A 19,709-nucleotide genomic window follows, 5' to 3' on the forward strand; every position below is an offset into this window, starting at 1 on the left:
TCTTCAGCAGACCCCCACCTGATCAATACAGGTCAGGTGTGCCTTCAGGTCATACGTACATGCTCCACAAACACAAGCCGGCGGCCGGTCTTGGTGCTGGTCATGCTGTGGCGCGGGGCTGGACCATCGATGGCGTACTCCTCATACTCGGCGATCACCAGCCGTAGCTCTGCGCCGTCCGGCTCGGGCAGGTCGATCCGCCCGTCCCAGAGCGGCGGGCGCAGCCAGAGCTGTTCCGCCCCGACCCCAAGGGCCAGGGCTTCGGCGAAACGGCGTTCGGCGATCAGTTCGCGGCCCAGAGCCAGACGTTCCGGTGCCGGCGCGAACGGTCCGATGGCCGGGACCCCGTCGGCGGCAACGCCGTCGCCGATCCGGACCCAGCCGAAATCGGAGCCGAGCGTGGGTTCCAGCCGTTCGAGCCACACCTTCACCACCGGTGTCGGCGACACCGGCGTGACCTGATTCACCTGCCCGCTCAGCACGTCGATTTCGGAGCGCGGCCGCACCTCCCGCGAGCCGCCGGAAGCCTCGTAACCGCTGCCGAACAGCGTCACGCGGCGCGAGCGTCCCTCGCCGGGGGCGCGCACGACCAGCGAGCGGTCGGCGGCCAGTTGCATCACGTCGGCCAGCACCACCTCGGACAGGTGCGCGCCTTCGGTGGAACAGGGCTGATAGCGCGCCAGCGCCAACCGCACGAACGGCCAGTAGGCCGCACCGCTGTTGACCTCGATGTCGCAGAACCAGAGCCCGCGCTCGGGGTCATAGGTCACGTCATGGGGCGCGACCACCACCGGGGCGTTGCTGCCAGGCAGGCGTGGGGTCACGAAGAAGGGCCCGGGTGGCTGGTCGGCCTCGCTCGCGGGAGCCTCCGGCGGCAGCCAGGCCCCGGTGGGGTCGGCCTGCCAGCGCGCCAGCGGAAACGCGCCAGGGCCTGGTGCGACGCCCGGCACGAACGGCGACTGCCAGATCGGGTCGTTGCCCCACTGGGTCACCGTCCGGCGATAGACGCCGCCCGAGGCGCTGTCGGGGTCGCCTGCCAATCCCGCGGGCGGGAGCACCACCGCCAGCATCTCCCCATAGCCGCTCCCATTCCAGGGCCGCTCCAGCCAGACCCGCAGTCCGCCGCCCTGGCGCCAGCTGCGCTGGTTGCCATCGGCGTCGCGGCTGCGCACCCAGCCGAACGTGGGGACCACATAGAGGATCTGCGGCGCCGGCGGCGGAGCCGAGCTGGGCACCCAGCCCACCGTCTCGGGGCCCTCCAGCGTGATCGCCTCCATCAAGTCCGCGGGCAGGTGCTCGCGGTAGCGGGTGGTGGCCAGCAGGCGATAGGCAATCCGGCGATAGCGGGTGTCGTTGAATTCATGGGGGCGGATCGCCAGGCGGTCGCGGCGTGGGCTGTTCACGCCGATCACGTCGGGGCCACGGCCTTCATCGGCGGGCAGGGTGTGGTCGGCATGGGCACCGGGGCCGCTCTGGTAGTCCCCGCTGTCGGTGACCTTGATGTGGAAGGCCAGGTCCGCCCGCGGCTGGTCTCCGGGACCCGCGCTGCCCAGAGGCTCGAGCGGCTCGTGCCAGCGCGCCAGCAGATCGATCCGATCGGTGCTCTTCAGGCTGACCCGGGCCGGAAACACCGGGAAAACCGCGGTGTTGCCGGTGTCTCGCCGCAGCTCCAGATCCTCGATGCGGGGCCGGATCAGCGGGCGCTGGACGGCATGGACCAGTTCGACGTCCTGCCATGGGGTGAACAGCCAGGTCCGGCCGTCCAGGGTCGGCTCGGCCAGGGCGTCCCTGGTCGGCTGGTCCAGCCACTCCCACAGCCCCATGCGTTCGAACAGGTCGCGCTTGCGGATCTGCATCGACAGACGCAGGGTCGCCCGCTCGCCCTTGGCCAGCGGCACCCGCAGCACCCTGGTCGCCGCGTCGAACGCCGGCTTTTCGTCCGGGGTCGTGGCCTCCGAAAGGGCGATGGTGAAGGGCTGCGCCTCGGGCCAGACCGCCCCCTCGGGGTAGAGATCGATCGCGATCGTCTCGGCCTCGGCCATGGCCGGATGGCCGAGGAAGCGGGCGGCCACGCGCTTCGCCATCGGGTCGGGCAGCCACGTGAGCGCCCGGCCCTCGGGCCACACCCCATAGCGCGCGGCCTCGGCCAGCGGCTGGGCCCCGACGGGCACCGCTTCCTCGACGAGCGCCGCCAGGGGATCGCTCGCCGGGCGGTCCTTGTCGAGCGCGAGCAGGGCGAAGCTGGCCGGGTTCAGCTGGCCGGCCTGATCCAGCGCCCCGTGCAGCTCCGCGTCGCGCACCGTCACCTGCGGCGGCAGCACGGCGCGGATCGCCACTTCAGGGCTGGCGGCCGGGTCGTCGAAGACCTCGTTGAAGCTGCGGATCACCATGCGCGCCATGGCCTCGCCTTCGGCCAGCACTGGGCTGGCTCCGCCGGCGGACCGCACGAGGGCGATCACCGGCGCCGCCACCGGTTCGAAGCGCAGGAAGGGCCGCGGGGCAGCGGCGGGAGCCTCGGGGCCGAAATCGGCTTCCGCCGGGGGCAGCGAGTTGCCGGCCAGGTCCACCGCCCGGGCGCGCAGGGCATAGGAGCGTCCGTAGCGCAGCCGCGGCAGCGACCCCGGCACGGCGCCGAAGCGCGAGGCGAAGTCCAGCCCCGCCACCGCCCCGGCGCCGTCGCTGAAGCGCGGCTTGCCGTCGGGACCCTTGTTGATGTCGTCGCCCACACCCCGTCCCGGCGGTGGCGCCGCGAGGCTCCACCCCGTCCAGGCCACCATCGCCTCGTGCAGGTTCAGGATGTCGGCGTTGTAGGTGGGGTCGGGCGAGCGGGTCGCCGCCAGCTGCACGGTCGCCTCCTCCTCGCCGGCGGCCGGACTCACCACCACCGCGCCCGCGCCCTGCCCCAGGGTGTAGGTCGCCAGCCGTCGGCACAGGGATCGCCACACACCCGTGCGGCTGTCCCAGACGTCGATGCGATAGCCGCGCACCAGGTCCTCGGCCCACAACGCCACCGCCGGCACCGCCGCCGCCGCACCCGCCAGCTGGGCCTTGGTCTGCGACAACCGCGCTTCAAGCGCCCCGGCGCGGTCCTTGCGCACCAGCATCAGCCCGGCGGTGCGCAGGGCCGGGGCACCGGCCCGCTTGTCCTTGCGCGTCACGTCGTCGAACAGGTGCGCCGGGTCGCTGGCGGCGATGGAATCCGCCTGCCGCAGCGAACGGGCGAAGTTCATCAGCTTGAACACGGCACCGTCCACATCCGCCTGCAGCACATCGAAGCTGTCGGGCTGGCTGTAGAGGTCGAGCAGGCCAGCCTCCACCCGCATCTCGATCCCGGGGCCCGGCGCCACCCGTGAGCGGGCGCTGAAGCTGCGGTCGCCGATCCTGGCCTTCGTGACCGGTGCCAGATCAGCCACGTCCTGGCGCGTCGGCAGGTCGGGGAAGCGCACCACGACGCTCAGATCCACATCGCCGGCCTGGAACAGGCCCGGATCCAGCTGAAAATCCAGCACTAGCCCCAACCGGCGCAGCAGCGTCGGATAGGCGTTCAGGGCCGCAACGGCGCGGTGGAAATCGAAGCTCGCCGCCAGTTCCGCCTCGCTGGCCGGGGCGGGCGGGCGTTCGAACCCTTCGGTGTCGACGCTGATCCGTGGATCGTCGACGCGCGCCACACGCTGAACCTCCTTCGGCCGCAGCGGCGGCGTGTGGAACAGCTCGAACCGGGCCAGGTGCGCCGCGGCGGCTGCCGGTCCGCGTCGGCCTGAGCCGACCGGGGCCAGGTCGGCCAGCCTGCGCAGGGTGGCGAAGCGCCGTTCGGCCTGGCTGGCACCTCCGGCCCGCGGCAGGTTGCGGGCGCCCTCCGGCGTGCCCCAGCGGTCGACCTCGGCCACCGCCTCCACAAGTCCACTCCAGAGTGGATCCTCCAGCAGGTCGGCGCCGATGCGCGGCAGCACCCTGGCCGACCGCTGCGCCAGATCGACGTAAAGGTCGCGCACCAAATCATGGACATCGGTGCTGCTGTAGGAATTGAGCTGGCTGTCGAGGATCTCCGCCTTCAGCCGGTAGGGCGTGACCGGCAGTGCCGGCCCGAACAAGGCCGTCCAGACGGCGCTGTCGGGGGCGCCCAGCGTCGTGTCATGGCCCTTCCCCCCCACCGATCGACTGGCGACCGGCTGGCCATTGGCCAGGATCGTGACGTCGGCCGTCGCCAGGGCTGCCGGCCAGTCGAGCCACTCGGGAAAACTGGCCAGCACCGGCGCCTCGGCCTCGGGGTCGAGCCGGGGTGAGAGCAGCACCGAGAGGCGCAGTTGGCCATCCTCGGTGCTGAGGCCATTGGGAAGACAGGTCCAGACGAAACGCTGCCGGGTCATCAGGCTGCCTCCAGCGCGAAGGCGGAGCAGTAGTCGTCCCAGACCGTCTGGTCGGGCATCAGATCGAGGAAGCGCGGATCGGCCTTGCCGCCGCCGAATTCGCGCCGGCAGCGCACCGTGACATCGAAGCTGAGCAGCAGCACCTCCACCTCAACGATCAGCTCGGCTTCGCCATAGACCACCGATCCGCCGCCGTCCTTCTCATAGGCCAGTTGCAGGTTGAAGGTGAGGGAGGCCGAGAAGATCGCCACCACGGTCAGCTCGCCATGGATCCGCACATAGCCCGCCAGCTTCACGCGGCCTTCGCTCTGCCAGTGGAAATAGACCCCCGCCTTGATCTCGACCGTGCCCGAGGCGACAACGAGGTTCAGCGCGATGGCCGCACCGAATTCCAGCGCCGCCTCGATCTCCTGCACGCCCTTGGCTCCCACGCCGATGGCAAAGAAGCCGCCGCCGCCCAGCAGCGACACGGTCAGGCTGAACGGGCTCTGGCGTTCGGCGAAGTTGAACCGCACCGTCACGGGGCGGTTGTCGAACGGCAGGCTGAAGCCGGCGCCGAGGCTGACGTTCGAGAGCGAGAAGATGCCCACTTCGATGGCCGGCAGGCCCAGGGAATAGCCGGCCGCGATGCCGCTGGGGGTGACGCTGAGCCCGGCGCCGTCGCCGAACCCGCCGCTGGGGATGAACGAGCGCAGGTCGTTGACGAATTCCAGCGGCCCGCCGAAGCGCACGGCGTCGTCCCCCTCGGCCAGGGCGACCGCGACCGAGGGCTTCTGTCCCGGCAGGGCATCGAAGCTCAGCCGCCGGAACCACAGGATGATGCAGCCGAAGAGGTTGAGCTTGAAGTTCTCCAGCGCGGCATGGGCCTCGCGCGTGGGGGGCCGGGCCGGGTCGAACGGCACCACCGTGCGGCCTGACAGGCGCAGGGGCGTCGGGTTCACGCCGTCCGCCTCCGGCACCATCAGCTTCAGGGCACCGGGGCGGGTGACGACAGTGGCCCACTCGAACGTGGCCTCGATCCGGTCCGGAAAGGGCGTCTCCAGCAGACGCGGCGCATCGGCGGCATCCAGCGCGGCCACCACAGGGTTGATGATCTCCCCCAGCGCGATGCCGCCGATCAAGGTGGCGTCCAGCGGGAAGAAGTCGGCCACGCTGAAGCGGTTGGCGATGCCGTTCGCCAGCGCCGCCTGCGTGCTCTGGCCGGGCTTGGCGGACACCGGGCCGGAGCGCTTTGACAGGCCATAGATCGCCATCTGCGGCGCGCCGATCCCGCCCAGGGCGTCGGTCTGGGCCTGGCCGCCGCCGCCGAACGTCAGGGGATGGGCCTGCCCCGCAACCTCCAGGAAAATCTCGCCGGGGTTCGGCTCGTTGCGAACCACCACACCGGGGTAGCGCATGTCGATCCCGTCCGCCCGGCCGAGCAGGGTCTGGATCGCCGGCACCCGCACCCTCGCCTGCTCCATCTCGGGATGGAACCGCGGCGCAAGGTCGTCGGCCCCCACCACACCGCCCACGGTGAAGCGCATCCACTCCGTCGGCAGGCTCGACACACCACCGCCGGCATCGAAGCGCACGCTGCCGCCGCCCAGGTTGGCCTCGCGACGCGGCGGATCGGCGGCGTCATACCCGGCGCGGATCTCGGCGCCGCGCGCCCGGTTGGCGACCTCGCTGACGAACAGCATCGGCAGCGTGAACACCCGCCGCTCGCCGTTGCGATCGGTGCCGGCGACCTCAAAGCGCAGATCCCCGCTGCCCTGCAGCCGTGGCCAGAACGCCATCCGGGGCGAGATTTTGATGGTCTTGTTGCCAAGCTGAACATTCACATAAACGGCGGCGCCGGCGGGCCCGTCGATCTGCGACAGCGGGGCGGCGGGGTCGCTCAGGTCCGGGGTGGTCCCGGTCAGGATCTCGACCTCGGTGAAGGGCAGGTTGCGCCCACCGTGTTCATGGGTGCTGCCGTCATACCGGCGAATCCTCTCCCGCACGATCAGGAAGAAGCGCTGGCGCAGCACCGCCAGCCTGTCGCCCGGGCGGGCCGGGTCGGAGGATTCGAACCGGCGTTCGGTCACCTTCACCAGCGAGGCGGCATGGCCGAAGGGCATCAGGAAGCCGGCATAAACCACGCGCACGACGTGGTCCCGCCCCAGCGTGGCGAGGTGACGCCATTGCTCCAGGTCGACCCCTTCCGGCCGGGGCTCCCAGTCGCCGCCGGCCTCCAGCAAGGCGCCGAGCGCGGACAGGTGCAGCCGCTTCGCCTCGGCCGATGCCGGCAGGTACGTCCGGCCCGAACCGGCCCGCTTCTGACGCCAGTCGGCGGTGAGCTTCACGAGGAAATCCCGGTCCTGCCGGTCGAGGCTCATCCGGAACGGACCCGCCACATCGCCCGTGGCATCCAGATCGGGGGACCACAGGAAGCGCAGCCGCGACGGAGCACCGCCCGCGCCCGACAACCTGGTATGCCAGAGCTCGGTCCTGCCGCGGGCGGTGACAGGAACGTCGCGATGCTGCCATTGCGGCGTCCCGGCAGGGGTCCCGATCGGCGTCATGTGCAGCCGATAGGGCAGCTCCAGAGCGGTGACCGAGCTCTCTGGCCGGTGCGGTGTGTCGGCCAGCAGTGGCAGGTAGGGCATCGCCTCGATCCCCGCGGCCCGATCACTGATCCCCGCTGCAGCGGCGGTGGCGGCCAGCCGCCCGGCAGATCCGGCCGCCAGGGCCGCCAGCGTGGCGGTGTGGAGATCACCCCGGCGCAGGAGCGGGTGGCGTTCGAACATGCGGTCGGCTTCGCGCCGCAGCGCTTCGAAGGCCACCGAGCCAGGTTGGCCGCCGTTCAGCCCACCGGCCGCGAGATCGGCGATCCGCCGGGCGCCTTCCTTCAGCCGGCGCCTTGCATCGGCGGCCTCGCCGTCCGAAAGGTTCGACACAATCGCCGTGGACAGACGTTCGGCCACATCGACGCGCCACCAGAGCGGATCGAGATCCACCGCGTCAGGCCGGGCGCCGATGGCGAGGTTCATCGGCCAGTCGCGCAGGGCGGCCAGAACGGCGGCCAGGGTGAAGGGCACGCCATCCAGGGCGTCCGGCATCCGCAGCGCGATGCGGCTCGGCCCGGCCATGCGCACCCGCGCCGGCAGCCGTCCGGCCAGCGCTTCGGGCTCTGCCTGGATATTGTTAATGACCTGCTTTTTTGCAGTATCGCCGGGGACCACCGGCTGGCCGTTCCTGGACGGCGGCAGTTCGTTGCCGGGAACTTTGGCGTCCACATTGGGTTGCGGCGCCGTGAGGAAGGCCTCCTCGCCGAAGCTCTGGGGCGGAAACTCGATGATCAGGAGCGAGCGCTGGCCCGGGGTGTCGCGGACGAGCCGCGCCGGACCTTCGCCTTCAGGGCTGATGCGCAGGTTCTCGACCATCAGGTCGAACACCAGATGGTCGTCGGGCCGCCGCACCGGCACCCTGAGCGGCTCGCGCTCCCGGGGCACCAGCCGCTCGATCAGGGGGCCGACCAGGAACGGATTGTTCACCGAATCAGACACAGGTGCGGAGCGTGGAGGAACCCGATCCGCAAACACCCGTTGCACCAGCTGGTCGAAGCGATGTCCCATGCTGGATCGAGGGATTGTCCGGTCGTGTCAAACCTATGCGCCTTGTCGATCCGTGGCGCGTGAGGCGTCGGAAGTTCTTTTTTCTTTTTGAAGCCAGCTCTACGGCCCAGGCATTCGATCGGCTCCATCGGGCCCTTGATCTTCTGGAGTGGGATCGATCCGATGGTGTGTCGGTCGGAGCCCAGAAGAGGCTCCGGGCACTTCACGAGGTGGCCAGCGATTGCAGGACTCCTGGCCCGTTTCCTGGGCAGCAGTGTGTGCTGGAGACATCGGCCCACTGGTCCGTTTTCCTGTGGAAGGAATCGGAGGCGCTGGCTGAAATCGTTCTGGAATCAGCTATACGCCTGCATGACAGGATGACCCGTGGGTTTCCATTCTGTGGAGGCCATGCAGCGGCGCTGGTGGCTTTGATCCGCGATCAGCCCATCGGCGTAGTGAGCCCCAGGCTGTTCGCTGCGGTGCCCCATCTCCCCTGGGAGTTCCATTCCCAGAGCGCCACCTGGGATCCCGTTCGGTGCAGGTTCGGCCAGGGACGTGCGTGAACCATTGGCTGGTCCTGGCGCCGTGTGGTCGGGATTCGGCATCGGCCTGAGCCACGCTCCCCCGGGGCGGCCAGCCCATAGGATTCCACCATGCCCAAGAGCCCCGACGTTGGCAGCTCCACCCGCGTCGACGGGCCCAGCGACGGCGTGATCGGCGGCATGGCCCTGAACAAGGCCGTCCCCCCGGTGGAGGAGCTGTTCCCCTTCCCCCTGGACGGCTTCCAGCTGGAGGCGATCGATTCCCTCAACCAGGGCCACTCGGTGGTGGTGAGCGCCCCCACCGGCTCCGGCAAGACCCTGGTAGGCGAATACGCCATCCACCGGGCCCTGGCCCATGGCCAGAAAGTTTTTTACACCACGCCCCTCAAGGCCCTCTCCAACCAGAAACTGCGCGATTTCCGCCACCAGTTCGGCCACGAGAAGGTGGGCCTGCTCACCGGCGATCTGAGCCTGAACCGGGAGGCCCAGGTGGTCGTGATGACCACCGAGATCTTCCGCAACATGCTCTATGCGGAGATCGACCACGCCGACGACGATCCCCTCGCCGATGTGGAGGCCGTGGTGCTCGATGAGTGCCATTACATGAACGACACCCAGCGGGGCACCGTCTGGGAGGAATCGATCATCCATTGCCCCACGCGGGTGCAACTGGTGGCGCTCTCGGCCACGGTGGCGAATGCCGGGCAACTGACGGACTGGATCGAGCGGGTGCATGGCCCCACCCGGCTGATCCACAGCGACTTCCGCCCCGTCCCTTTGGCCTTCAGCTTCTGCAGCGCCAAGGGCCTGCACCCGCTGCTCAATGACGAGGGCACCGGACTGCATCCGAATTGCAAGGTCTGGCGCCCTCCGAAATCCACCCGTCGCAAGGGACCGAAGGAACCGCGGCCGCCCCAGCCGGAGGCGCCGCCGATCGGCTTCGTGGTGGCCCAGATGGCGGAGCGGGAGATGCTGCCGGCCATTTATTTCATCTTCAGCCGCCGCAACTGCGACCGCTCCGTGCGCGACCTGGCCAAGGTGTGCCTCGTCAACGCCGAAGAGCAGGCGCGGATCCGCCAGCGGCTGGACGCCTTCATGGCGGTGACCCCCGAGGCGGTGCGGGAGGGCGGCCATGCCGATGCCCTGCTGCGGGGCATCGCCGCCCACCACGCCGGCGTGCTGCCGGCCTGGAAGGAACTGATCGAGGAGCTGTTCCAGCAGGGGCTGATCAAGGTGGTGTTCGCCACCGAGACCCTGGCCGCGGGCATCAACATGCCGGCGCGCACCACGGTGATCTCGGCCCTTTCCAAGCGCACCGAGCGGGGCCACAGGCCCCTGATGGGCAGCGAATTCCTGCAGATGGCGGGGCGCGCTGGCCGCCGCGGCCTGGATACGCAGGGCTACGTGGTGACGGTGCAGAGCCGGTTCGAGGGGGTCAGGGAGGCCGGGGCGCTGGCCACCAGTCCGGCCGATCCCCTGGTGAGCCAGTTCACCCCCAGCTACGGCATGGTGCTCAACCTGCTGCAGCGCTACGACCTGGCCAAGGCCCGGGAGCTGGTGGAGCGCAGCTTCGGCCGCTACCTGGCGGGACTGGATCTGGCCGAGGACGAGGCCCGCATCGCCGAGCTGATGGCCCAGCTGGCCAGCCTGGAATCGAGTGGCGGCGAGGTGCCCTGGGACGACTTCGAGGACTACGAGAAGGTGCGCGGCCGGCTGAGGGAGGAGCGCCGCCTGCACCGGATCCTGCAGCAGCAGGCCGAGGAAACCCTGGCCCACGAGCTCACCCTGGCCCTGCAGTTCGCCAGCGAGGGCACCCTGGTGAGCGTCAAGGCGCCGGCCCTGCGCAGCCGGGTCACCCCGGCGGTGATCGTGGCCAAGGTGCCCGGCTCCGGCCAGTTCCCGCTGCTGCTTTGCCTCACCGACGAGAACGTCTGGATCCTGCTGCCCTGCCACGCGGTGGTGACCCTGCACGCCGAGCTCAGCTGCCTGCAGGTGAACCAGCTGGAGCCGCCGGAGCTGCACCACGCCAACGAGCTGCGCCACGGCGACAACGCCAGCGGCGGCCTGGCCCTGGCGGTGTCCTCGATGGCCCGCCGCCACGACATGCACACCCCCCGCTACGACCTGGCCGGAGAGGTGCAGCAGCAGGGCCAGCGGGTGCAGCAGCTGGAGCAGGAGCTGGAGGCCCACCCGGCCCACCGCTGGGGCGACCGCAAGCACCTCAAGAAGCACCGCCGCCGCATGGAGGAACTGGAGGAGGAGATCGGCGAACGGCAGCGGCTGCTGCACCACCGGGCCAACCGCCACTGGGACACCTTCCTGTCCCTGATCGACATCCTGCGCTTCTTCGGCGCCCTCGATGGCGAGGAGGGGCTGGAGCCCACCGAGGTGGGCCGCACCGTGGCGGCCCTGCGGGGCGACAACGAACTCTGGCTGGGGCTCGCCCTGATGAGCGGCCACCTCGATGGCCTCGATCCGGCCGAACTGGCGGCGGTGCTGGAGGCCATCTCCACCGAAGTGAACCGGCCCGATCTCTGGTGCGGCTACCCGCCGCCACCGGCCTCCGAGGAGGCGCTCCACGATCTGCGCGGCCTGCGGCGCGAGCTGCAGCGCCAGCAGGAACGGGCCTCGGTGGTGGTGCCGGTGTGGTGGGAGCCGGAACTCACCGGCCTGGTCCATGCCTGGGCCCGGGGTGCCAGCTGGAACGACGTCATCGCCAACACCTCCCTCGATGAGGGGGATGTGGTGCGGATCCTGCGCCGCACCGTCGACCTCCTCGCCCAGATTCCCTACGGCGAGGCGATCAGCGAGCAGCTGCGCCGCAACTCACGTCTGGCGCTCAAGAGCATCAACCGCTTCCCCGTCTGCGAGATCGAGGATCTGCTGGCCAGCGGCAACGGCAAGCTGGATCCGGCGACGGAGCGGCCGCCGGCCGGGTAGAGGGCGGCCGCCCCCTTCAGATTCCCAGTCGCTCCCAGATCACGTCCAGGTTGGCGCGGTGCAGGTCGGTGGCGAAGCACGCCGCCAGCTGCTCGGCGTTCAGGTGAGTGGTGACCACCGGATCGCCCGCCAGGTTGGCGCGGAAGTCGCCCCCATCGCTGTTCCACGCGGCGTGGGCATGGCGCTGCACGATCCGGTAGGCCTCCTCCCGGCTCAGACCCGCCTCCACCAGCGCCAGCAGCACCCGCTGGCTGAACACGACGCCGCCGTAGACGTTCATGTTGCGGGCCATGTTCTCCGGGTACACCCCCAGCCCCTCCACAACGGCGGTCATCTCCCGCAGCATGAAATGCAGGGTCACGGAGCAGTCGGGCAGCATCATGCGCTCCACCGAGCTGTGGCTGATGTCGCGCTCGTGCCAGAGGGCCACGTTCTCCAGGGCCGCCACGGTGTAGCTGCGCAGCACCCGGGCCAGGCCGCTGATGCGTTCGCTGCGGATCGGGTTGCGCTTGTGGGGCATGGCCGAGCTGCCCTTCTGGCCCTTGGCGAAGTTCTCCTCCACCTCCAGCACGTCGGAGCGCTGCAGGTTGCGGATCTCGGTGGAAAAGCGCTCCAGGGAGGTGCCCACCAGGGCCAGGGTCTGGACGTATTCCGCATGGCGGTCGCGGCCGATCACCTGGGTGCTGGCGGTGTCGGGCTCCAGGCCCAGCAGCCGGCAGGTGATCGCCTCCACCTGCGGGTCGGTGTTGGCATAGGTGCCCATGGCGCCGCTGATCTGGCCCACGGCCACCACCCGCTCCAGCCGCTCCAGCCGCTCACGGTTGCGCTCGGTTTCGGCCAGCCAGCCGGCCACCTTGAAGCCGAAGGTGATCGGCTCGCCGTGGATGGCGTGGGAGCGGCCGATCATGACCGTGTCCTTGTGGGCCCGGGCCAGCTGGCGCAGGGCCTCGGCGAGGCCATCGAGCTCGGTGCGCAGCACCGCCACCGACGCCTTCAGCTGCAGGGCCAGGCCGGTGTCCAGCACGTCGGAGCTGGTCATGCCCACGTGGATGTAGCGGCCCGCATCGCCCACGTGCTCATTGACGTTGGTGAGGAAGGCGATCACGTCGTGGCGCACCTCCGCTTCGATCTCCAGGATGCGGGGCACCTCGAAGGCCGCCTTCTCGCGGATGGCGGCCATCGCTTCGGCCGGCACCCGACCCAGCTCGGCGTTGGCCTGGCAGGCGGCGATCTCCACCTCGAGCCAGCTGCGGAACTTGGCTTCCTCGCTCCAGAGGTCGCCCATCTCCGGGAGGGTGTAACGCTCGATCAAGGGCCGGGCGGTAGCGAAGGATCCCCCAACCTATCGAGCCGCCCCCACCGGCTCAGGCGGCGGCGGTGAGGCGGCGGTAGGGCAGCTCCAGGTGCACCATCGACCCCCAGGCCTGCTGGCGCACCCAGCAGCGGGTGCCGCGGCGGTGGATCAGCTGGAAGGGGGGCAGATCCTCGGGATGGTCGCGCAGTCTCACGAAGCTTCCGGGGTGAAGCAACTCCACCACATTGGATCCGGGGGCAGCCGTGGATCCGGGGGCAGCCATGGGAGGAAGCGAGGGAGACTGTGGCGCCATCCTGCGACCGTTCTGAGCCGAACCCTCCGGTCATCGGTTTTTGTTCGGTTTGGATCGCTGTTCGATGACAACATGCCGGTGGAGCGGTAGCACCCATGGCCGAAACGCACGATGGCCCGTAAGGAGCGGCTCGATCGCCGCCTGGTGGATCTGGGTCTGGTGGCCAGCCGCCAGCAGGCCCAGCAGCTGATCCGGGCCGGCCGGGTGCGTGGTGGCGGAGAGGTGCTCGACAAGCCCGGCACCGAGGTGCCCGAGACCCTGCTGCTGGAGGTGGAGCAGCCGCCCCGGTTCGTCTCCCGCGGGGGGGAGAAGCTGGAGGGGGCCCTGACGGCCCTGCCGCTCCAAGTGCAAGGCCGGGTGTGCCTTGACGGCGGCATCTCCACCGGCGGATTCACCGATTGCCTGCTGCAGCACGGTGCCGTGAGGGTGTACGGGATCGATGTCGGCTACGGCCAGACGGCCTGGAGCCTGCGCACCGATGACCGGGTGGTGTTGCGGGAGCGCACCAACCTGCGCCACCTCACCCCGGAGGCCCTCTATGGCGAAGGGGACCCCTGGCCCGACCTGGCCGTCGCCGATGTCTCGTTCATTTCCCTCACCCGGGTGCTGCCGGCCCTGCGCGCCCTGCTGCTGGAGACGGGCGAAGCGCTGCTGCTGGTCAAACCCCAGTTCGAGGTGGGCCGCCAGCGGGTGGGCAAGGGGGGGGTGGTGCGGGATCCGGCCGCCCACGCCGATGCCATCGCCAGCGTGATCGCTGCGGCCCGGGAGCTGGCCTGGCATCCGGCGGGACTGGTGGCCTCGCCCCTCACCGGGCCAGCCGGCAACCACGAGTACCTGCTCTGGCTCGTGCCGCCCGGCGCCGGCGCCGAGCTTCCCTCCGAGGGCACGGACTGGTCCGGCAGGATCGCGGCTCTTGTGAAGGACACCCTGGCCAAAGACAGGCCATCGAAGGACAGCCTGGCCGAGGACTGAGGGGCCCAGGGCCAGGGTCAGGGTCAGGGCGGCGGGAGCGGGGGCTCAGATGGCGCCGCTGTCGAGGTCGCCGGTGCGGATCCGAATCACGGAATCGACGGTGCTGATGAAGATCTTGCCGTCGCCGATCTCACCGGTGCGGGCCGCGTCCTGCACCGCCTGGACCACCGTGGCCACCCGTTCATCGTCGACGACGATTTCGAGCTTGAGTTTCTGCAGGAATTCGACCGTGAATTCGGAACCGCGATAGCGCTCCACCTGCCCCTTCTGCCGACCGAATCCGCGAACTTCGCTGACGGTCATGCCAACGATGCCCGCATTCACAAGGGCGATCTTCACGTCCTCGAGTTTGAAGGGGCGGATGATGGCCTCGATTTTCTTCATGGCTGTGCTGCGGTCAGGAAGGCGACGGTTGGAGTCTCTCAGAGTCCCCCCCTGGGCAGGGGACGGCACCATTACCGCCGAGCCTTGCAGGGGTCGTCGTAACGGTTGCTACGTGAACTCCGGGCCGCTGACCGGCGTCGCCGGTCGCCGGAGGCGTCCTGTACGGTCGAAATCCGATCCCTTTCCCCCACCGACCATGGCCACGCCAACGCCGGCGGCCCCGTCTGAGACCGTGACCCCCCGCTATGGCGAGCGGGCCATCGCCGAGGCGGAGCTGATCTGTTTCCCCAATCCGCGCGTGGCCCGGCCTTACGAAGTGGCGATCGAACTGCCCGAGTTCACCTGCACCTGTCCCTTTTCCGGTTATCCCGATTTCGCCGTTCTGCGGCTCCTCTATCAGCCGGGGCCCCGGGTGCTGGAACTCAAGGCCCTCAAGCTGTACATCAACAGCTACCGCAACCGCTCGATCTCCCACGAGGAGGCAGCCAACCGGATCCTGGACGACCTGGTGAGCGCCTGCGATCCGGCCTGGATGCAGCTGGAGGCCGATTTCAACCCCCGCGGCAATGTCCACACCGTGGTGCGGGTCAGCCATGGCGTGCGCCAGCCCTGCTGAGTCAGGGCTGGGGTTCAAGTCGCTGCAGCAGGGCCGGCAGCTCGGAGGCGAAGGCGGTGAGGTTGCGGTTGCAGAGGCCCGCCACATGCAGCCTGCCGCCGGCCCCATCGGCGATCGCCCAGAGCTGGCGGGTGGCCACCAGGCTGAGGCCGCCGCCCAGCAGGGCGATGGCGAAGCCGGAGTAGACGAGGGGCACGCCGGGATCGCGCTTGAGCAGGATGCCGCTGGCCGGCAGCACGCTTGCTACCCGGATCGGCAGACCCTTCACCTCCTGGGCCTCTCCGCCGGGCACCAGCTGGGCCAGGGCTTCGCCGTCGGGGCCGAACACCTGCACCGGCCCCTGTTCGCTGGTGAGGCTCAGCAGCACCGGCTCGGAGCCATCGGGGCGGGTGGGCAGCACCAGCCCCCAGAGTTGATCGCCGAGCTGGGGGAAGCTCTGCAGGGGCAGCTCCAGCACCGGGCTGCGCCCCAGCTGCAGGCTGATCGTCGCCAGGGACCAGTCCGCCTGGTACAGGGTCATGCCGCGGTAGCGCAGGGGATGGTTGACGCTGATGGCGGCTGCGGTGGTGGGGGCGCTGTCGCCGGGGGAGATCAGCCGCAGGTTGGAGGAGAACTGCTCAGGGCGGCCGGCCGGATCCCGCTGGATGCGGAAGTCGTCGAGGGCCAGGGTCACCTGGGTGCTGCCGCGGCTGTCGAGCAGTTCCAGCTCCCGGCCCGGGGCGAGGAAGCGCTCCAGGCGCTGGCCGCCCAGGGCGCCCCAGGCCGCCCCCACCATCAGCACCACCATGCCGGCATGGACCAGCAACGGGCCCACCCGGCCCAGCACACCGCGGCGGGCCGCCAGGCGATCGTCCTGGCGGCGGATCTGCCAGCCCGAGCCGCGCAGATCGGCTTCCAGCCGCTCCAGGCCCGCTACGGGCTCGCTGGTCACGAGGGTTTCGGCCACGCTCAGCTTGCTCAGCTGGCGGGGGCTGCGGTAGTCGATCCAGCGCAGGGAGGCCTGCAGGGCGGGCCACTGGCGACGCCAGCTGCACAGGATCAGGGACAGGCCCAGCCAGGCCAGCAGGCCCAGGAACCAGCCACTGGAATAGACGTGATCCAGCTGCAGCCGCAGCACCCCGTCCCCGCCCAGCAGGCCCAGCCAGGGTTTGGGGTCGTAGAGCTGGTGGTAGAAGGCCGCTTCCTCCTTCTGGGGGATGGCGGTGCCGATGCCGCTGGCCAGGGCGATGATCAGCAGCAGGCCGATGGCCAGGCGCAGGTCGGAGATCCAGCCGGCCAGCCGCTGCAGGGGGCGCCAGGGGGAAGGGGCGCTGCCGGTCATGGCAGCACCGACAGGAGGGTGAGGCCGCCGCTGGCGAGCAGCACCACGCCACTGATCGGTGGCACCCACTGGCCCAGCTGGCGTAGCTGCAGCAGAGCGGGCAGGGAGGCGGCCACGGTGCCGGCCAGCAGCAGGGGCAGCACCTGGCCAGCGCCGAAGCTGCAGAGCAGCAGCATGCCGACCAAGGGCTGGCCGCTCTGGGCCATCCAGGCCAGCAGCACCGCCAGCACCGGGGTGGTGCAGGGGGTGGCGGCCAGGCCGAAGGCCAGCCCCGCCGCCAGGGGGGCCAGCGGGGCGGGCACCCGCCGCCGCCAGCGCTCGGGATCGGGCCCCGCCGGCAGGGGCAGGCGCAGCAGGCCCAGCAGGTTGAGGCCCATCACGACGGCCACGACGGCGACCAGCAGGGGCAGCTGGCCGGGGATGCGGCCGTAAAGACGACCCATCAGGCCACTGGCCAGGCCGAGCAGAACAAGGGCCGCCACGATGCCGGCGGCGAAGCTGACGCTGCGCTGCCAGGGGGCACGGCCCTGAGCCTCTGTGCCGAAGCCGGCCAGGTAGGCCAGGGTCACGGGCAGCAGCGAGAGGGAGCAGGGGCCGAGGCTGGTGAGCAGGCCGCCGCTGAACACGACCGCCAGGGTCAGGGGGCCGGGGTGGGCCAGGGAGCCCTGCAGCAGCAGTTCACTGCTGCGGGCCCAGTCGGCGAACGGCAGCCCGGAACTGAGCATGACCGGTCAGGTGTGGCAGCAAGGCTCAGCCTATCGGGGCAGGCCGCTGGGCCCGGCGCCGCGGCCGGACCGACTCAAGTCCGGAGGACTCCAGGGAGCAGCGCAGCAGCAACCCGGCCAGGAACAGGCTGCTCAGCAGAGAGTTGCCGCCGTAGCTGATCATCGGCAGGGGCAGACCGGTGGTGGGCATGGAGCCGCTGGCCACGGCGATGTTGAGGATCGACTGGCCCACCAGCAGGGTGGTGCAGCCAATGGCCACCAGCCGGTGCTGGTTGCTGCGGCAGGCCAGGGCCACCCGCAGACCGACGAAACCGAAGATGACCAGGAACAGCAGCAGCATCACCGAGCCGATGTAGCCGAACTCCTCGGCGAACACGGCGAAGATGAAGTCGGTGGTCTGGATCGGCAGGTACTGGAGCTTCTGGGTGGAGAGCCCGAATCCCGTGCCGAGCACCCCCCCCGAGCCGATGGCCAGCAGGCTCTGCACCAGCTGGTAGCCGTCGCCTTGGGCGACGCGCCAGGGGTCCAGGAAGGAGCTGACCCGGGCGAGCTGGTAAGGGTTGATCATGATGCTGAGACTGCCCAGCACCACGCCGCCGCCGGCCGCCCCCAGCAGCATCGCCAGGGGCAGCCCGCCGGCCAGCGCCATCAGCCAGAGCAGCAGGCCGAGCAGGGCGGCGGTGCTCAGGTTGGGCTGCTTGAGGATCAGCAGGATCACCACCCCGAAGATGCCGATCCAGAGGAGTTTCTGGTCGAGGGCGATGCGGCGCCAGTGGGAGAAGATCACCGCGCCCTGCAGCACGATGAAGGGCTTGATCAGCTCCGAGGGCTGCAACTGAATGGGACCGAGCACCAGCCAGCGGCTGGCCCCGTTGACGGTGGTGCCCACGACGAGGGTGGCGGCCACCAGCAGGGCGCCCACCAGCAGGGCCGGTGCCGCCAGGTGCAGCCAGCGTCGCAACGTTGTGCGCATGGCGAGCCAGAGCAGCCCCCAGCTGGCCACCAGCCAGATGGCCTGGCGCTTGACGTAGTAGGCCCCGTCCCCCATCTCCCGTTCGGCCACCCACCAGCTGGCGGAGGTGAGCACCAGCAGGCCCACCAGGCTCCAGAGGGCCACCAGGCCCAGCAACAGGCGGGCTTCTGCCGGCCACTGCTGCCAGGGCAGCGGCATCCAGCCGGCGCCTGGACGGCTGCGGAGCTGGCGTGGCGAAGTAGTGGACAAGGGCGGGGCAGGGATCCGGGAATGGCCCATTCAGCCGTCACGAAGGCGGGTTTGTCGAGTCGCCCTGAACATTTCTCCGTCTCCGCCGGTGGGCGTGTCGGTCGAGGCACAAAAAAGCCCGGCCATGGGCCGGGCGCTGGAGCGGTGGTGCCGGGGGCACTCAGTTGCCGCAGTTCTGCTGACGACGGCCGGTGGCCAGTTCCACCTTCAGGATCCTGCCGCCCTGCTTCATGATCCGCTGCTGTTCGGCGAACCAGCTGTGATAGGGCACCCACTTGGTGAAGTAGGTGTTCTGCAGTTCCCTCTGGCTGCGCGCCTTGTCGGGGCAGGGGATGCAGGCCGTGATCTTGAACAGGCGCATGGGGTGATCCTCGGAAAACGTGCCGTGGTGGGGGCGTTGCTGGGGATCAGTTGCCCAGGCCGGAGCTGATGTAATCGAAGTAGACGCCCATCTCACGACCGGCATCGGGACCGACGAGGGAGGCGGTGGTTTCCTTCATGGCCTGGATCGACTGCACCGTGGCGCCGATGGGCACACCCAGGGAGTTGTAGGTCTCCTTGAGGCCGTTCAGCACACGCTCGTCGAGGATCGACGTGTCACCGGCCAGCATGGCGTAGGTGGCGTAGCGCAGGTAGTAGTCGAGGTCGCGGATGCAGGCCGCATACCGACGGGTGGTGTACATGTTGCCGCCCGGACGGGTGATGTCCGAGTACAGCAGGGCCTTGGCGACAGCTTCCTTGATGATGGCCGAGGCGTTGGCGCTGATGGTGGCGGCGGCCCGCACCCGCAGCTCACCGCTGGCGAAGTACTGCTCGAGGCGCCCCATGGAGCCGCCGTCGAGATAGAGCCCCTGGACGTCGGCCTGGTTGATGACGTTGGTGATGGCGTCTTGCATGGATCCTGGGTTTGATGGCGATGGACGGGAGGGAGGTGAAACCTCAGGAGAGGGCGCCGACCACGTAGTCGAAGTAGAAGCCGGCCTCTTCGGCATCGGAGCCGGTGAGGAGCCCTGTGGCTGCGGTCTTCATCTCGCGCACGGCTTCCGCCATGGCTTCGAGGGGGGTGCCGAGGGCGCGATACATCTCGCGGGCCCCGATGACGCCGATCTCTTCGATCGGGGTCACATCCCCGGCGACCACGCCGTAGGTGACCAGGCGCAGGTAGTAGTCCATGTCGCGCAGGCAGGAAGCCGTCATCTCTTCCCCGTAGGCGTTGCCGCCGGGGGATACGAGATCGGGGCGCTTCTGGAAAAGCTGGCCTCCGGCCTGCTTCACGATGCGCTCCCGGCTTTCAGCCAGGACCTGGGCGACGCGCAGACGACGCTGACCTCCTGCCACAAACGACTTGATCTGGTCAAGTTCGCCAGGGCTGAGGTAGCGGGCTTCGGCGTCCGCGTTGATGATCGAGTTGGAGACGATGCTCATGCAGTTCTGC

At 69.8% G+C, this 19,709-nt stretch carries 14 protein-coding genes; 3 read left to right on the forward strand and 11 right to left on the reverse strand.

From position 1 onward, the window contains the following. Positions 1–44: 44 nt before the first annotated feature. Both KBZ12_RS08930 and KBZ12_RS08935 read right to left on the reverse strand, forming a co-directional pair. Complete coding sequence (locus tag KBZ12_RS08930) at positions 45–4,367, reverse strand: hypothetical protein (RefSeq protein WP_254957577.1); 4,323 nt, start codon at positions 4,365–4,367, stop codon at positions 45–47. Further along, the gene (locus KBZ12_RS08935; RefSeq protein WP_254957580.1) at positions 4,367–7,885 is read right to left on the reverse strand and encodes a hypothetical protein; all 3,519 of its coding nucleotides are present in this window, start codon (positions 7,883–7,885) and stop codon (positions 4,367–4,369) included. The genes KBZ12_RS08930 and KBZ12_RS08935 overlap by 1 nt, the downstream gene beginning before the upstream one ends. 782 nt (positions 7,886–8,667) lie before the next feature. On the opposite strand from KBZ12_RS08935, the gene KBZ12_RS08940 reads away from it, so the two are divergent. Then, positions 8,668–11,427, forward strand: coding sequence for an RNA helicase (locus KBZ12_RS08940; RefSeq protein WP_254957610.1), 2,760 nt, complete (start codon positions 8,668–8,670; stop codon positions 11,425–11,427). A gap of 16 nt (positions 11,428–11,443) precedes the next feature. Here the strand turns inward: KBZ12_RS08940 and purB are convergent, their stop codons facing one another. Further along, positions 11,444–12,739, reverse strand: coding sequence for an adenylosuccinate lyase (gene purB, locus KBZ12_RS08945; RefSeq protein WP_254957581.1), 1,296 nt, complete (start codon positions 12,737–12,739; stop codon positions 11,444–11,446). A 52-nt stretch (positions 12,740–12,791) separates the two neighbouring features. Continuing rightward, on the reverse strand, positions 12,792–13,004 hold the full coding sequence (locus tag KBZ12_RS08950; protein WP_254957582.1) for a hypothetical protein: 213 nt from the start codon (positions 13,002–13,004) through the stop codon (positions 12,792–12,794). Positions 13,005–13,145: 141 nt separating this feature from the next. On the opposite strand from KBZ12_RS08950, the gene KBZ12_RS08955 reads away from it, so the two are divergent. Further along, entirely contained in the window at positions 13,146–14,006 is an 861-nt protein-coding gene (locus tag KBZ12_RS08955; protein ID WP_254957583.1) for a TlyA family RNA methyltransferase, read from the forward strand. Positions 14,007–14,051: 45 nt separating this feature from the next. Here KBZ12_RS08955 and KBZ12_RS08960 read toward each other — a convergent pair whose 3' ends face one another. Then, entirely contained in the window at positions 14,052–14,390 is a 339-nt protein-coding gene (locus tag KBZ12_RS08960; RefSeq protein ID WP_216906005.1) for a P-II family nitrogen regulator, read from the reverse strand. Positions 14,391–14,586: 196 nt separating this feature from the next. On the opposite strand from KBZ12_RS08960, the gene queF reads away from it, so the two are divergent. After that, positions 14,587–15,006: a preQ(1) synthase gene (gene queF, locus KBZ12_RS08965; RefSeq protein WP_254957584.1), complete on the forward strand. Its 420-nt coding sequence runs from the start codon at positions 14,587–14,589 to the stop codon at positions 15,004–15,006. Between the two features lies 1 nt (position 15,007). On the opposite strand, the gene KBZ12_RS08970 is transcribed toward queF, so the two are convergent. From KBZ12_RS08970 to KBZ12_RS08995, 6 genes are all read right to left on the reverse strand, one after another. Continuing rightward, entirely contained in the window at positions 15,008–16,327 is a 1,320-nt protein-coding gene (locus KBZ12_RS08970) for a cytochrome c biogenesis protein ResB (RefSeq protein WP_254957585.1), read from the reverse strand. Then, positions 16,324–17,052: a cytochrome c biogenesis CcdA family protein gene (locus KBZ12_RS08975; protein ID WP_254957586.1), complete on the reverse strand. Its 729-nt coding sequence runs from the start codon at positions 17,050–17,052 to the stop codon at positions 16,324–16,326. The genes KBZ12_RS08970 and KBZ12_RS08975 overlap by 4 nt, the downstream gene beginning before the upstream one ends. Before the next feature lie 25 nt (positions 17,053–17,077). Then, positions 17,078–18,304 carry an FtsW/RodA/SpoVE family cell cycle protein gene (locus tag KBZ12_RS08980; RefSeq protein WP_396100924.1) on the reverse strand — a complete coding sequence of 409 codons (1,227 nt, stop codon included), beginning with the start codon at positions 18,302–18,304 and terminating at the stop codon, positions 17,078–17,080. Positions 18,305–18,434: 130 nt separating this feature from the next. Next, positions 18,435–18,635: a phycobilisome linker polypeptide gene (locus KBZ12_RS08985; protein WP_216906015.1), complete on the reverse strand. Its 201-nt coding sequence runs from the start codon at positions 18,633–18,635 to the stop codon at positions 18,435–18,437. Between the two features lie 46 nt (positions 18,636–18,681). After that, a complete protein-coding gene (gene apcB / locus KBZ12_RS08990) occupies positions 18,682–19,170 on the reverse strand; it encodes an allophycocyanin subunit beta (protein ID WP_216906017.1) in 489 nt (162 codons plus the stop codon). 43 nt (positions 19,171–19,213) lie between these two features. Continuing rightward, complete coding sequence (locus KBZ12_RS08995) at positions 19,214–19,699, reverse strand: allophycocyanin subunit alpha apoprotein (protein WP_015110589.1); 486 nt, start codon at positions 19,697–19,699, stop codon at positions 19,214–19,216. Positions 19,700–19,709: the final 10 nt, after the last annotated feature.

It is taken from the genome of Cyanobium sp. Cruz CV13-4-11, assembly GCF_024346055.1.
Lineage (GTDB): Bacteria > Cyanobacteriota > Cyanobacteriia > PCC-6307 > Cyanobiaceae > Cyanobium.

Bases quoted from the DNA above. Each gene is read 5' to 3' on its own strand.
- KBZ12_RS08955 (WP_254957583.1), top strand. From the start codon at position 13,146: ATGGCCCGTAAGGAGCGGCTCGATCGCCGCCTGGTGGATCTGGGTCTG.
- KBZ12_RS08940 (WP_254957610.1), top strand. From the start codon at position 8,668: ATGGCCCTGAACAAGGCCGTCCCCCCGGTGGAGGAGCTGTTCCCCTTC.
- KBZ12_RS08985 (WP_216906015.1), bottom strand. From the start codon at position 18,635: ATGCGCCTGTTCAAGATCACGGCCTGCATCCCCTGCCCCGACAAGGCG.
- KBZ12_RS08950 (WP_254957582.1), bottom strand. From the start codon at position 13,004: ATGGCTGCCCCCGGATCCACGGCTGCCCCCGGATCCAATGTGGTGGAG.
- KBZ12_RS08960 (WP_216906005.1), bottom strand. From the start codon at position 14,390: ATGAAGAAAATCGAGGCCATCATCCGCCCCTTCAAACTCGAGGACGTG.
- KBZ12_RS08980 (WP_396100924.1), bottom strand. From the start codon at position 18,304: ATGGGCCATTCCCGGATCCCTGCCCCGCCCTTGTCCACTACTTCGCCA.
- KBZ12_RS08930 (WP_254957577.1), bottom strand. From the start codon at position 4,367: ATGACCCGGCAGCGTTTCGTCTGGACCTGTCTTCCCAATGGCCTCAGC.
- KBZ12_RS08975 (WP_254957586.1), bottom strand. From the start codon at position 17,052: ATGCTCAGTTCCGGGCTGCCGTTCGCCGACTGGGCCCGCAGCAGTGAA.
- queF (WP_254957584.1), top strand. From the start codon at position 14,587: ATGGCCACGCCAACGCCGGCGGCCCCGTCTGAGACCGTGACCCCCCGC.
- apcB (WP_216906017.1), bottom strand. From the start codon at position 19,170: ATGCAAGACGCCATCACCAACGTCATCAACCAGGCCGACGTCCAGGGG.
- KBZ12_RS08970 (WP_254957585.1), bottom strand. From the start codon at position 16,327: ATGACCGGCAGCGCCCCTTCCCCCTGGCGCCCCCTGCAGCGGCTGGCC.
- KBZ12_RS08995 (WP_015110589.1), bottom strand. From the start codon at position 19,699: ATGAGCATCGTCTCCAACTCGATCATCAACGCGGACGCCGAAGCCCGC.